The following is a 13596-nucleotide window of genomic DNA, read 5'->3' as shown; positions in this document are numbered from 1 at the left end:
GCCGCTGGGGCGATGGGGGTCCCCCCTGCTCGAGCGAAGCCGAGAGCTTGGGGGAGGGTGGGCGCAGCGGCACCCCGCAGCGCCGGGCTGCGCAACGCCCGGCCCGGGCAGTGACGCCCAGCACACAGCGAACGCCGGGTCAGTGCACCACCCGGCCGGCTACCACTGCGGCGGACTGGCGATGGACCTGGCCAGCACATCGTCCAGCACCCGCGCCGTCTCCGGGACGTCCAGCTGCGAGTTGTCGATGATCGGCAGCCCGGATCCGTACCACCCGGCCATCCGCCCATGGATCCGGGCGACCTCCTCGTCCGTCAGCCGCCGGTTGCCCGAGCGCTCCGCGTTGCGTTCCAGGACGATGTCCAGCCCGGGAAGAAGGACGACCGGCAGCAGCCCCGGCCCCACGTGCCGCTTCCAGCCGCCGAGGCCGACGACCGGCCGGTCGGGGAAGACCGCGTCGTCGAGGATGCACGAGATGCCGTTGGCCAGGAAGTTGCGCGCGGCGAAGCCGCAGGTGCGGCGGGCGAGGCGGTACTGCGCCTCCGAGTTGTCGTTCCACCCCGTCTGTGGGTCGGCGAAGCCGGAGCGGACCCACTCGCGTACGTCGTCGAGGCTGATGTGGGCCGTGGGGACCCGGCGGTGGTCCGCCCAGTACTTGGCGACGCTGGTCTTCCCGGCCCCGGCGGGCCCGATGAGCAGGACGGCGAGCGTGGTACCGGCGGGATCGGGCGCCATCGCGGCGGGCGGCGGACTGGGCACGCCCACCGGGCCGCCCGGCGGCAGCGGCACATGACCGGTGGTGTCCGGCACGGGAGGGACAGAGGCCGGTTGCGGAGCCGGGGCATGGGGAGTGGGGCCGGGCGGTGGCGCGGGGTATCCCGGCGCCGGGGGCGGCGGAGGCACGGGCGCGGAGCCCTGGGGCGCGCCCGGGTGCTGCGGGCCCGGGTGGTGTGCGGCCGGCGACCAGCCGACGGCCGGTCCGTGCCCCGACTGGTGGGGCGGCGGCAGCGGAGAACCCACTGCGTGCTGCATCCGGTGCCACTCCGTCTCGTACAGGCGATGGGCGCTGACAGCGGGGCGGACCCGCCGCTACCGAACGGTACCGCCCCCGGTCATTGTTGTGTGAACGGCCGAGGGCGGCCCGAAGTGCCCGCCGTGTAAGGCGTTTTCGGGCGGAAGGCGCGCCGTGGGACTTACTGCCCCACCTCTCCGTACGCGGCGAGCAGCACCGCCGGGTCGGGCCCTTCCAGGACCGTGGGCTTGGCCAGACCGTCGAGGACGATGAAGCGCAGCAGGTCGCCGCGGGACTTCTTGTCGACCTTCATGGTCTCCAGCAGCTTGGGCCACTGGTCGTGGCGGTAGTGCAGCGGCAGGCCGACCGCTTCCAGGACGGTGCGGTGGCGGTCCGCCGTCGCGTCGTCCAGCCTGCCGGCCAGGCGGCCCAGTTCGGCGGCGAAGTGCATGCCCACCGAGACCGCCGCGCCGTGGCGCCACTTGTAGCGCTCGTTCTTCTCGATGGCGTGGCCGAGGGTGTGGCCGTAGTTGAGGATCTCGCGCAGGCCCGACTCCTTCAGGTCGGACGACACCACGTCGGCCTTGACCCGGATGGAGCGCTCGATGAGCTCGGCGGTGTGCGGACCGGCCGGGGTGCGCGCCGCCGCGGGATCGGACTCGATGAGGTCCAGGATCACCGGGTCGGCGATGAAGCCGGCCTTGATGACCTCGGCGAGCCCGGAGACGTAGTCGTTGACCGGGAGGGAGTCCAGCGCGGCCAGGTCGCAGAGCACACCCGCGGGCGGGTGGAAGGAGCCGACCAGGTTCTTGCCCTCGGCGGTGTTGATGCCGGTCTTGCCCCCGACGGCCGCGTCGACCATGGCGAGGACGGTGGTGGGGATCGCGATCCAGCGCACCCCGCGCAGCCAGGTGGCGGCCACGAACCCGGCCAGGTCCGTGGTCGCGCCGCCGCCGACCCCGACGATGACGTCCGTGCGCGTGAACCCGGACTGGCCGAGCGCCTTCCAGCAGTAGGCGGCGACCTCCGCGGTCTTGGCCTCCTCCGCGTTGGGCACCTGGATGGCGACCGCCTCGTAGCCCTGCTCGGCCAGGTCGGCGCGCAGCGCGTCGCCGGTCTCGGCCAGCGCCTCGGGGTGGACGATCGCGACCCGCTTGGCCTTGGCTCCGATCAGTCCCCCCAGCTCGCCCAGGAGTTGACGGCCCACCAGGACCTCGTAGGGATCGGTGCCCGCGGTGCCGCCGACCTGGATCCGCGTCACTGCCTCGCTCATGCTTCCTTCAACTCCAGTGCGTCGAGCGCCGCTCGGGTGACTTCTTCGGGCGTCCGGCCGTCCGTGGCGACGACGGCCGTGGCGACCTCTTCGTACAGGTGCCGGCGGGCTTCCATCAGCTCGCGCCACTGCTTGCGCGGGTTGATCGCGAGCAGCGGCCGGGCGGCGTTGAGGCCGGTCCGCTTGACCGCCTCCTCGACGTCCATCGCCAGGTAGACGACGCGGTGGCCGGCGAGCAGGGCACGCGTGTCCGGGTCGAGGATCGCACCGCCGCCCAGGGCCAGCACCCCGTCGTGCCCGTCCAGCGCCGCGCGCACCGCCTGCTTCTCGATCGCACGGAAGGCGGACTCGCCCTCCTCGACGAAGATCTCGGCGATCGTCCGGCCCTGTGCGGCCACGATGTCGTCGTCGGTGTCCCGGTAGCCGGTGCCGAGCCGCTCGGCCAGCAGCTGCCCGACGGTGGACTTGCCCACGCCCATCGGGCCGACGAGCACGATCAGAGGGCTCATCGGATGGCCAGGTTGTCGAGGTAGGACCGCACGTTGCGGCGGGTCTCGGTCACGCTGTCGCCGCCGAACTTCTCCGCGACGGCGTCGGCGAGGACGAGGGCGACCATCGCCTCGGCGACGATGCCGGCGGCCGGCACGGCGGACACGTCGGAGCGCTGGTGGTGGGCCTGCGTCGCCTCACCGGTGGTGACGTCCACGGTCTGCAGGGCGCGCGGCACGGTCGCGATCGGCTTCATCGCGGCGCGGACGCGCAGCAGCTCGCCGGTGGTCAGGCCGCCCTCGGTGCCGCCGGAGCGGCCGGAGACGCGACGGATGCCCTCGGGCGTGTTCACGATCTCGTCGTGCGCCTGGGAACCCGGCACCCGCGCCAGCTCGAAGCCGTCGCCGATCTCGACGCCCTTGATCGCCTGGATGCCCATGAGGGCACCGGCGAGCCGGGCGTCCAGCTTGCGGTCCCAGTGCACGTGCGAACCCAGCCCCACCGGCACCTCGTACGCCAGGATCTCGACCACGCCACCGAGGGTGTCGCCGTCCTTGTGGGCCTGGTCGATCTCCGCGACCATCGCCTTCGACGCGTCGGCGTCCAGGCAGCGCACGGGGTCCGCGTCCAGCTTCTCGACGTCGGCCGGGGTCGGGTACACGCCGTGCGGCGCCTTCGCCGAGGCGAGCTCGACGACATGGCTGACGATCTCGATGCCGGTCGTCTCCTTGAGGTACGACCGGGCCACCGCGCCGAGGGCCACCCGGGCGGCGGTCTCACGGGCGGAGGCCCGCTCCAGGATGGGCCGGGCCTCGTCGAAGCCGTACTTCTGCATGCCGGCGAGGTCGGCGTGGCCGGGCCGCGGGCGGGTCAGCGGGGCGTTGCGGGCGAGCCCGTCGAGGATCTCCGGGTCGACCGGGTCGGCCGCCATGACCTGTTCCCACTTGGGCCACTCGGTGTTGCCCACCATGACCGCGACCGGGGAGCCGAGGGTGAGGCCGTGCCGGACACCGCCGAGGAAGGTGACCTCGTCCCGCTCGAACTTCATGCGGGCACCGCGCCCATAGCCCAGGCGCCGCCTCGCGAGATGGTCCGCCACCATGTCCGTGGTGATCGGCACGCCGGCGGGAAGGCCCTCCAGCGTCGCGACGAGTGCGGGACCGTGGGATTCCCCCGCGGTCAGCCAGCGCAACCTGCTCAACGGTGCTCCTCAGTTTTCGCGGCCTGCTTACTGCCCAGCGTACGCATGCCATCGCGTACGGCTACGGCCTGACCGGGTGCTCGGACCCCGGTACGCCACCTCCGATCCTCCCATGCCCCGCCCCTGCGTCCGGCCGCCGGTCCATCAGGCGGACGTGCCCGGGGCCGGGCCGTCGGTGCCGGGCCGCTGCGGGGCGTACGCGCCCAGGAAGTCGGCGCCGCTCTGCTGCGCCGCGGGCTGTGCCGGCCGCGGCGCGTACTCCCCCAGGTAGTCCGCTCCGCGCCCCTGTCCGTACTGGGCTGCCGCGTGGACCGGCTGTCCGCCCCGGACGGCGCGGCGGTAGGCGATCTTGCGCTTGATCTTCACGGCCCAGGACGCCGCGACGGCGAGCACGATCAGGGCGATCACCGTGATCTGCACCCAGCCGGGCAGGAAACCCAGCAGGGCCTCGAATATCTGGGACTTCACGGAAGCCTGCGGCAGGCCTGTGGACATGGCGTACGTTCCCCTCCCCTGTTCCGCCCCCTGCGGAACCGAGAGCGGATCCTAGCGGGCCGAGAGGGCGCGCTCGCCCGCTTTTCGCATGGCGTCCAAGGGGGCCGGGGCCAGCCCCGTCATCTGCTCGACCTGGAGCACAGCCTGGTGCACCAGCAGATCGAGACCGCTGACGACGGCCCCGCCGTACGACGACCAGCGGGCCGCGAGGTCGGTCGGCCAGGGGTCGTAGAGCACGTCGAAGAGGGCCGCCGGGCGCTCCGGCACGGACCGGGCCAGGGCGTCGGTGACACCGGCCGGGGTGGTGCTGATCACCAGGGGCGCGCGCAGGGCCTGCTCGGCGTCCGCCCAGTCGGCGATGCGTACCGTGATCTCCAGCCGCTCGGCCCACTGCCGCATCTCGGCGGCCCGGGCCTCGCTGCGCACGTACACGGCGATCTCGCCCGGGCAGATCCGGGCCAGCGCGGCCAGCGCGGACGAGGCGGTGGCGCCCGCGCCGAGGATCGCGGCGGCGTCGACCTTGTCGATGCCGTGCTCGCGCAGCGCCGCGACCATGCCGGGGACGTCGGTGTTGTCGCCGGTCCGGTGGCCGTCCTCGGTGAAGACGACGGTGTTGACCGCGTCGACCGAGGCCGCGGTGTCGCTGATCCCGTCGAGCAGCGGGATCACGGCCCGCTTCAGCGGCATGGTCAGCGAGAGCCCCGCCCACTCGGCGCCGAGCGTCTCGAGGAACCCGGGCAGTCCGGCCTCGTCGACCTCGAACCTGTCGTACGTCCAGCCGGCCAGGCCCAACTCCTGGTAGGCGGCCCGGTGCAGGACCGGGGAGAGGGAGTGCGCGATCGGAGAACCGAGCACGGCGGCCCGGCGGGGTGCGGCCATCAGGGGTTCCTCAGTTGTTCCGCGAGGCGTTGAACTGGTCCACCAGCTTCTGGTGTTCGGCGTTCGTCTTCGTGAACTTGCTGGTCTTGCCGTCGAGCGAGATGAAGTAGTACCAGCCGTCGTCCGTCGGGCTGAGGGCGCCCTTGATCGCTTCCTCGCCCGGGTTGTCGATCGGCCCCGGCGGCAGTCCCTTGTGGAAGTACGTGTTGTACGGGTTGTCGTAGTTCCGCAGTTCGCTCAGGCTCAGGTCGATCTTGCTCTGGTTCTTGATGTAGTTGTAGGTGGAGTCGAACTCCAGCATGCCGTTGGTCTGCGGGTTCCCGGGCTTCATCCGGTTGTAGACGACCTCGGCCATCTTGCGGAAGTCGTCGTGGCTCGTGCCCTCGGCCTGGGCGAGGCTCGCGACGGTGACCAGCTGCCACGGGTCCTCGAGTCCGAGGCTCTGGGCCTTCTTCTCCACACCGAGCTTCTCGTAGGTCGCGGTGGCCCGCCGGACCATCTGCTTCAGGACGTCCTCGGGCTTCTGGCCCTTGCTCACGCCGTAGCTGGACGGATAGAGGAACCCTTCCAGCGGGTCCTTGACGCCCGGGTGGTTCTGGGCCCAGGTGGGGAGGCCGAGTTTCTTGTAGTCCTTCTTGGCGACCGCGGCGGTGGTGCCGTCCTCGACCTTCAGCCGCTTGTCGATGAGCCGGTAGATGTCGGCATTGCGCTTGCCCTCGGCGATGATGAGGTTGTCGCGGCTCTCGGGGCTGAGCATCAGTTCGACCGCACTGGCGGCGGACATTTGCTTCTGCAGCGTGTAGACGCCGGCCTGGATGGTCCGGCCGTCGGGATTGTCGGCCTGGGCCGAGACGAAGGCGTCGACGCTCTTGACGACACCCGCGGACTTCAGCGCCCGTCCGATCGCGTAACCGTCCGCGCCCTCCGGGATCTCGACGGACACTTCCTGCCCGCTGCCGTCGCCCGCGAAGTCCGGGGCGTCGCCGAAACGATCCTGGTAGAACTGGTAGCCGAACCAGCCCGCGCCCGCGAGGCCTCCGCCGAGGACCAAGGCGACCAGAAGGCAGGCCATGCCGTTGCGGCGCTTCTTGGGCTTGCCGCCACGGCCCCGCTGATCGTCGCCGCGCCCGCGGCGGTCCCCCGGCTCGTCGTCCTCGTCGTCGCCGCCCGCGAAGAAGGCGTGCTCGCCCTGGTCGGGCCCCGGGTCCCAGTCGGTCTCGGGCGGTTCCGGCTCCGCGTTCCGGCGGCTCGGTGGCTCGGGCGGCGGATAGGCGTCCGGCGTTCCGTAGTAGTCGCGCTGGTCCCCGCCGTACGAGGCGGCCTGCTGCCCGTAGGGGTCGGCCGGGTCCGGCGGGTAGGGGACCTGGCCGTGCGAGCCGGTGGCCCAGGTGCCGGAGTCGTAGCCCTGCTGCGTCTGGGCGGCGTACTGCGGGTCGTAGTGCCGCTGGTCGTACTGCTGCTGGTCGTACTGGCCCTGCCCGTACCGCTGATGCTGCTGCTGGGCCTGACCGTATCCGGCCTGTTCGCCGGTGCCCCAGTCGCCGTACTGCTGCTGCTCCGGGTAGTGCTGCGGCTGGCCGCCGTAGGGGGACTGCTGGTCCTGGTGGGCCTGCTGTCCTCCCCATCCGCCGTCCCCGTACAACGGGTCCTCCGGATGCCACGGTTCGGAGCCTTGGCCCCGGCCATACTCAGTCATCGATCCCCTAGAGCCGCGAGGCGGCGGTCGCGCGGCTTCCGGCCCGGCTTCCGTTTCGCCTCTTGCTGTGCGGCGGCTGTTCGAAGGCCGCCGCATCGCGCGGAACGTTACCGTATCGCGATCAGATGACCACTTCGACGCCTTCGCCGGGTGCTTTACCTGACACCCGTTCGGATTCAAGCGCCTGTTGCAGGATGACCACGGCTGCTGCCTGGTCGATGACGGACCGGCCCTTCTTGGACTTCACGCCCGAGGCGCGCAGTCCCTGACTGGCCGTCACCGTCGTCATGCGCTCGTCCACGAGTCTCACCGGAACCGGGGAGATCATGCGGGCCAGTTCCTGGGTGAATGTACGGACCTTGACCGCGGCAGGCCCCTCACCCCCCTTGAGGGAGCGCGGGAGACCCACCACGACCTCGATCGGCTCGTACTCCTCGACCAGGCTCTTCAACCGCCGCTGAGCTGCAGGGATGTCACGCCCGGGGACCGTCTCCACCGGAGTGGCGAGGATCCCGTCGGGGTCGCACGAGGCGACCCCGATCCGGGCATCCCCGACGTCGATCGCGAGTCGACGTCCTCTGCGCATTATCTTGACCCGATCCTTACTTGGCCGTCTCGGCGACCAGGCGCTCGACGGCGTCGACGGCGTCACCCACGGCGGCCGGGTTCTGGCCGCCGCCCTGGGCGACGTCCGGCTTGCCGCCACCGCCGCCGCCGAGGGTCTTGGCGGCCGTACGGACCAGGTCGCCGGCCTTCAGGCCCCGCTCGCGGGCGGCCTCGTTGGTGGCGATGACCGTCAGCGGCTTGCCGTTCGCCACAGCGAACAGGGCCACCACGGCGGCCCGTCCGCCCTGGATGCGTCCACGCACGTCGAGTACGAGCTTGCGCAGGTCGTCGGCGGCCGTGCCGTCCGGGACCTGACCTGTCACGACAGCAACGCCGTTGACGTCCTTGGCGGACTCGGCGAGACCGGCGGCGGCCTGGAGGACCTTCTCGGCGCGGAACTTCTCGATCTCCTTCTCGGCGTCCTTCAGCTTGCCGAGCATGGCGGAGACCTTCTCCGGGAGCTCCTCCGGGCGGCCCTTGATCAGCTCCTGGAGCTGGGCGACGACCGTGTGCTCCCGGGCGAGGAAGTTGTAGGCGTCCACGCCGACCAGGGCCTCGATACGGCGGACACCCGAGCCGATGGAGGATTCGCCGAGCAGCTTCACCAGGCCCAGCTGGGCGGTGTTGTGCACGTGCGTGCCGCCGCACAGCTCCTTGGAGAAGTCGCCGATGGTCACGACCCGGACGCGCTCGCCGTACTTCTCGCCGAACTCGGCGATGGCGCCCTGCTTCTTGGCCTCGTCGATGCCCATGACCTCGGCCTGGACGTCCAGGTCGCGGGCGAGCACCTCGTTGATCTTCTGCTCGACGTCGGTCATCACGGCCGTCGGGACGGCGGACGGGGAGCCGAAGTCGAAGCGGAAGCGGCCGGGCTGGTTCTCGGAACCGGCCTGGGCGGCCGTCGGGCCGAGGGCGTCGCGCAGGGCCTGGTGGGTCAGGTGCGTGGCCGAGTGGGCGCGGGCGATGGCCGTGCGGCGGCGGCCGTCGATGGCGGCGTGCGCCTTGGCGCCGACGGTGACCTCGCCGACCTGGACGACGCCCTTGTGGACGTAGACACCCGGCACCGGCTTCTGGCAGTCGCGGATCTCGATCACGGCACCGGTGTCGACCTTGATCTTGCCCGTGTCGCCGATCTGGCCGCCGCCCTCGGCGTAGAACGGGGTGCGGTCGAGGACGATCTCGACCTCGTCGCCCTCAGTGGCGGCCGGGGAGGAGGCGCCGTCGACGAGGATGCCGACGATCGTGGACTCGCTCTCGGTGTCGGTGTAACCGAGGAAGTCGGTGGCACCGGCCTGGTCGGCGATCTCGCGGTAGGCGCCGGCCCCGGCGTGCCCGGTCTTCTTGGCCTGGGCGTCGGCCTTGGCGCGCTCCCGCTGCTCCTTCATCAGGCGGCGGAAGCCGTCCTCGTCCACGGAGAGGCCCTGCTCGGCGGCCATCTCCAGGGTGAGGTCGATCGGGAAGCCCCAGGTGTCGTGGAGCAGGAAGGCCTTGTCGCCGGGCAGGACGGTGGAGCCGGCGGCCTTGGTGTCGGTGACGGCCGTGTCGAGGATGTTGGTGCCGGCCTTCAGCGTCTTGAGGAAGGCGTTCTCCTCGGCGAGGGCGACCTTCTCGATGCGCTCGCGGTCGGTGATGAGCTCGGGGTACTGCTGGCCCATCATGCCGATCACGGTGTCGATCAGGTCCTTGACGACCGGACCGGTGGCGCCGAGCAGGCGCATGTTGCGGATGGCGCGGCGCATGATGCGGCGCAGCACATAGCCGCGGCCCTCGTTGCCCGGGGTGACGCCGTCGCCGATGAGCATCACGGAGGTGCGCATGTGGTCGGTGACCACGCGCAGGGAGACGTCCGAGTCGTGGGCGTCGCCGTAGGCCACGCCGGTCAGCTCGGTGGCCTTGTTGATGACGGCCATCGAGGTGTCGATCTCGTACATGTTCTGCACGCCCTGCAGAATCATGGCGAGGCGCTCGAGGCCGAGGCCGGTGTCGATGTTCTTGCTGGGCAGTTCGCCGAGGATCTCGAAGTTGTCCTTGCCGATGCCCTCGCCCCGCTCGTACTGCATGAAGACGAGGTTCCAGATCTCCACGTACCGCTCGTCGTTGACGGCGGGGCCGCCCTCGACGCCGAACTCGGGGCCGCGGTCGTAGTTGATCTCGGAACAGGGGCCGCAGGGGCCGGGGACGCCCATGGACCAGTAGTTGTCCTTCATGCCGAGGCGCTGGATGCGCTCCTTCGGCACGCCGACGACCTCGTGCCAGATGCGCTCGGCCTCGTCGTCGTCCTTGTAGACGGTGATCCACAGGCGCTCGGGGTCGAGGCCGTAACCGCCCTTGTCCTGGGTGCTGGTGAGCAGCTCCCAGGCGTGCTTGATGGCGCCTTCCTTGAAGTAGTCGCCGAAGGAGAAGTTGCCGCACATCTGGAAGAACGTGCCGTGCCGCGTGGTTTTGCCGACCTCTTCGATGTCGGGCGTGCGCACGCACTTCTGCACGCTGGTGGCGCGCGCGAAGGGCGGCTTGACCTCACCCAGGAAGTAGGGCTTGAAGGGCACCATGCCGGCCGGGACGAGGAGCAGAGTCGGGTCGTCCGCGATGAGCGACGCCGAAGGGACGACGGTGTGACCGCGCTCCTCGAAGAAGCTCAACCAGCGGCGGCGAATCTCAGCCGACTCCATCAGTGGTCCTCATTCCGGTTGTACGGGTACGTCTGGTACGTCGAGCCGTCGACGTACTTCGGGTTGTTGCGGTTCTCGATGGCGGCGTACCGCCGGGGCCCGGGGAGTTCGGGATTCTCGTTGATCCCGAGGGCGTCGCCCAGCTCGGCCTCCCGCACGGCCATGTTGTCCCGGACGTCGAGCGCGAAGCCCACCGCGCGGTCCTTGATGCGGTGGCCGGCCTCGATCGCCTTGTTCCCCGCGGTTCTGGCGAGGCTCTCGGGCGTGAGTTGCTTCAGCTTGCGGTTGACCTTGGTGGTGGCCCACACACCGGCGGCGACGCCCGTGGTGAACCAGAAGGTACGGCGGAACATCGCTGTCTCTCAGTCCCTCTTCCCTCGGGCGCTGCGCCGAGAGACCGTTCGGCCCACGATCACGGTACGCCTGGACGCCTTGTCGGGCGCGTCCTCCTTGCGGCCGCCGAGTGCGCGGCGCACGCCGTAGCCGAAGGCGGCGACCTTGACCAGGGGGCCGCCGAAGGTGGAGGCGACGGTGGTCGACAGCGCGGAGGCGTTCGACGTGACCTCCTGGACGTCGGAGGCGATCGCGTCGACCCGGTCGATCTGGGTCTGCGCGGAACGCACCGCCGAGGAGGCGTCGGCCAGCAGTGGGACGGCCTGGTCGGTCACGTCCGCCACGAGCTTGGTGGTCGCCCTGAGCGTCTGGGCCAGCCTCGCCAGCGCGACGGCGAGGAAGGAGACCAGAATCGCCCAGAAGACGGCCACCAGGATTCCGGCCACCTCTCCACCGGACACTGTGTGCACCCGCTCCCTGAAACGTGCCTGAACATCTGCCTGAATACGAGAAAGTCGTGCCACGAGCCTATCGCGCCGGGGGTGCGGCTCCGTACCGGATTGCCGCCCGGCGACGGCGGATTCGCGAAAGCCCGCCGCCTCGCCCGCCCGGGAGGGACGGGGAGACGGCGGGCTGTTGTACCGCGTGCCTGCCGAGGATCAGCGGGCGTAGTACTCGACGACGAGCTGCTCGTCGCAGATCACCGGGATCTCCTTGCGGTTCGGCTCGCGGTCCAGGCGGAACGCCAGGGCCTTGAGGTTCACCTGGAGGTAGCGCGGGGTCTCGCCGTCGGGGGCGAAGCCACCCTCACGGGCGATCGTGAAGAGCGTCTTCTCCTTGGAGCGGTCGCGGACCTGCACGACGTCGTCCGGACGGACACGGAAGGAGGGCTTGTCGACCTTCTTGCCGTTGACCGCGATGTGGCCGTGGACGACCATCTGACGGGCCTGGTAGATCGTGCGGGCGATGCCCGAACGCAGGACCAGGGCGTCGAGGCGACGCTCCAGCTCGATGATCAGGGCCTCACCGGTCTTGCCCTGGACCTTGCTGGCACGCTCGTAGGCGCGGACGAGCTGGCGCTCGGACACGTCGTACTGCGCGCGCAGGCGCTGCTTCTCGAGCAGACGGACCTTGTAGTCCGAGTTCTGCTTGCGGCCGCGGCCGTGCTCACCCGGCGGGTAGGGGCGGGCCTCGAAGTACTTGACGGCCTTCGGGGTCAGCGCGATGCCGAGGGCACGCGACTTCTTGACCTTGGGGCGGGACTGGTTCGCCACTGTCTTTTTCTCTTTCCTGGTTTCCGGCTTGTCAGGGTTGAGGGAGGTCGCATCCGCAGCCGGGGAATCCCGCCTCGCCCTCACGGGCGGGGTGGGCAGCCGCTCCCCTGGTCTGGGCACATACGTGCAGCACGCGAGTGGCCCACCGGCCGGTCCCGTCAGGCGACGGGTGGTGGTGGGCTGCCCGCGACACCGTTCGACGGTGCGCGACGCTCCTGGAGCCGATCCCGGAGGGTCGGGGCTCCGGCCGGATGTCCCGTTCTGACTGCACGGGACGCGGCACTCCCGACGAGTTTACAGGGTGCTCAGGACCGCTTTCGACCGAGGTTCTTCCGGGTCCACTCGACGGCGTCCGCGTAGCGGGCCTCCGCGCCGTGCCGGGTGGGCTCGTAGTACTCGCGGTTCTTGAGCGCGTCCGGGGCGTACTGCTGGGCCGCGATGCCCTCGGCCAGGTCGTGCGGGTAGACGTAGCCCTGGCCGTGGCCGAGTTTGGTCGCGCCCTTGTAGTGGCTGTCGCGCAGGTGGGCGGGCACCGGGCCGGCGAGGCCCTTGCGGACGTCCTCCAGGGCTGCGCCGATCGCGGTGGTCGCGGCGTTGGACTTCGGCGCCAGGGCGAGGGCGATCGTGGCGTGGCTGAGGGTGAGGGCGGCCTCGGGGAAGCCGATCATGGCGACGGCCTGGGCGGCGGCGACCGCCGTCTGCAGGGCGGTCGGGTCCGCCAGCCCGATGTCCTCGCTGGCGGAGATCATCAGGCGCCGGGCGATGAACCGGGGGTCCTCGCCGGCCTCGATCATCCGGGCCAGGTAGTGCAGGGCGGCGTCGACGTCGGAGCCGCGGATGGACTTGATCAGGGCGCTGGCCACGTCGTAGTGCTGGTCGCCGTCGCGGTCGTACTTCACGGCGGCCCGGTCGACCGTCTCCTCCAGGGTGGTCAGGCCGATCTCCGTCTCGCCCTTGTCCAGGGCGGCTCCGGCGGCGGCCTCCAGGGCGGTCAGGGCGCGGCGGGCGTCACCGCCGGCGATGCGCAGGAGGTGGCTCTCGGTCTCCTCGGGGAGGGCGACGGCGTCCCTGAGTCCGCGCTCGTCGGTGAGGGCGCGGCGGATGAGGCCCCTGATGTCGTCGTCCGTGAGCGGTTCGAGGGTGAGCAGCAGGGAGCGGGAGAGCAGGGGCGAGATCACCGAGAAGTAGGGGTTCTCCGTCGTCGCCGCGATCAGTGTCACCCAGCGGTTCTCGACGGCCGGGAGCAGGGAGTCCTGCTGGGCCTTGCTGAAGCGGTGGATCTCGTCGAGGAAGAGGACGGTCTCCTTGCCGTACCCGCCGGAGGCACGGCGGGCGCCGTCGATGACCGCGCGGACCTCCTTGACGCCCGCGGTGATCGCGGACAGCTCCACGAAGCGGGCGTCGGTGGCCCTGGAGACGACGTAGGCCAGGGTGGTCTTGCCGGTGCCGGGCGGGCCCCAGAGGAGCACCGAGGAGGGGCCGGCCGGGCCGGAGGCCTCCCCCACCAGTCTGCGCAGCGGTGAGCCCGGCTTCAGCAGGTGCTGCTGGCCCACGACCTCGTCGAGGGTGCGCGGGCGCATCCGCACCGCCAGGGGGCTGCTGGACGGCTCCTTCTCCTGGCGTTCTTCGGCTGCGGCGGTGAACAGGTCGGGCTCCACGTCAGAAACCC

Annotated in this window: 13 protein-coding genes; all 13 read right to left on the bottom strand. The window is 70.9% G+C overall.

The window, feature by feature from the left end; all coding sequences use genetic code 11:
* Window positions 1-159 precede the first annotated feature (159 nt).
* The 13 genes from ABZ016_RS41985 to ABZ016_RS41925 all read right to left on the bottom strand — a co-directional run bounded on the left by ABZ016_RS41985 (window position 160) and on the right by ABZ016_RS41925 (window position 13585).
* The gene (locus ABZ016_RS41985; protein WP_356922063.1) at window positions 160-1032 is read right to left on the bottom strand and encodes a Pro-rich N-terminal domain-containing protein; all 873 of its coding nucleotides are present in this window, start codon (window positions 1030-1032) and stop codon (window positions 160-162) included.
* Window positions 1033-1193: 161 nt separating this feature from the next.
* Window positions 1194-2285, bottom strand: coding sequence for a 3-dehydroquinate synthase (gene aroB / locus ABZ016_RS41980; RefSeq protein ID WP_356922062.1), 1092 nt, complete (start codon window positions 2283-2285; stop codon window positions 1194-1196).
* Window positions 2282-2794, bottom strand: a complete 513-nt coding sequence (locus ABZ016_RS41975) for a shikimate kinase (protein WP_356922061.1) — start codon at window positions 2792-2794, stop codon at window positions 2282-2284. Before ABZ016_RS41975 ends, aroB begins: the two co-directional genes overlap by 4 nt.
* Window positions 2791-3975 (bottom strand): chorismate synthase, encoded by a 1185-nt coding sequence (aroC, locus tag ABZ016_RS41970; RefSeq protein WP_356922060.1) that lies wholly within the window; start codon window positions 3973-3975, stop codon window positions 2791-2793. The genes ABZ016_RS41975 and aroC overlap by 4 nt, the downstream gene beginning before the upstream one ends.
* Before the next feature lie 144 nt (window positions 3976-4119).
* The gene (locus ABZ016_RS41965) at window positions 4120-4470 is read right to left on the bottom strand and encodes a hypothetical protein (protein WP_356922059.1); all 351 of its coding nucleotides are present in this window, start codon (window positions 4468-4470) and stop codon (window positions 4120-4122) included.
* A gap of 51 nt (window positions 4471-4521) precedes the next feature.
* Window positions 4522-5349: a shikimate dehydrogenase gene (locus ABZ016_RS41960; protein ID WP_356922058.1), complete on the bottom strand. Its 828-nt coding sequence runs from the start codon at window positions 5347-5349 to the stop codon at window positions 4522-4524.
* Window positions 5350-5359: 10 nt separating this feature from the next.
* Window positions 5360-7045: an endolytic transglycosylase MltG gene (gene mltG, locus ABZ016_RS41955; protein ID WP_356922057.1), complete on the bottom strand. Its 1686-nt coding sequence runs from the start codon at window positions 7043-7045 to the stop codon at window positions 5360-5362.
* Between the two features lie 121 nt (window positions 7046-7166).
* Window positions 7167-7631 carry a Holliday junction resolvase RuvX gene (gene ruvX, locus ABZ016_RS41950; RefSeq protein WP_356922056.1) on the bottom strand — a complete coding sequence of 155 codons (465 nt, stop codon included), beginning with the start codon at window positions 7629-7631 and terminating at the stop codon, window positions 7167-7169.
* Between the two features lie 16 nt (window positions 7632-7647).
* A complete protein-coding gene (alaS, locus tag ABZ016_RS41945; RefSeq protein WP_356922055.1) occupies window positions 7648-10320 on the bottom strand; it encodes an alanine--tRNA ligase in 2673 nt (890 codons plus the stop codon).
* Window positions 10320-10673: a hypothetical protein gene (locus ABZ016_RS41940; protein ID WP_356922054.1), complete on the bottom strand. Its 354-nt coding sequence runs from the start codon at window positions 10671-10673 to the stop codon at window positions 10320-10322. The genes alaS and ABZ016_RS41940 overlap by 1 nt, the downstream gene beginning before the upstream one ends.
* Window positions 10674-10682: 9 nt before the next feature.
* Complete coding sequence (locus ABZ016_RS41935) at window positions 10683-11123, bottom strand: DUF948 domain-containing protein (protein ID WP_356922053.1); 441 nt, start codon at window positions 11121-11123, stop codon at window positions 10683-10685.
* 189 nt (window positions 11124-11312) lie between these two features.
* Window positions 11313-11927 (bottom strand): 30S ribosomal protein S4, encoded by a 615-nt coding sequence (gene rpsD / locus ABZ016_RS41930; protein WP_003988971.1) that lies wholly within the window; start codon window positions 11925-11927, stop codon window positions 11313-11315.
* 305 nt (window positions 11928-12232) lie between these two features.
* Complete coding sequence (locus ABZ016_RS41925) at window positions 12233-13585, bottom strand: replication-associated recombination protein A (protein WP_356922052.1); 1353 nt, start codon at window positions 13583-13585, stop codon at window positions 12233-12235.
* Between the last annotated feature and the right edge of the window lie 11 nt (window positions 13586-13596).

This window comes from Streptomyces sp. NPDC006372, assembly GCF_040612515.1.
GTDB lineage: Bacteria > Actinomycetota > Actinomycetes > Streptomycetales > Streptomycetaceae > Streptomyces.
The sequence above is the reverse complement of the archived record's forward strand: the minus strand, read 5'-3'. Positions and strand labels throughout refer to the sequence as shown.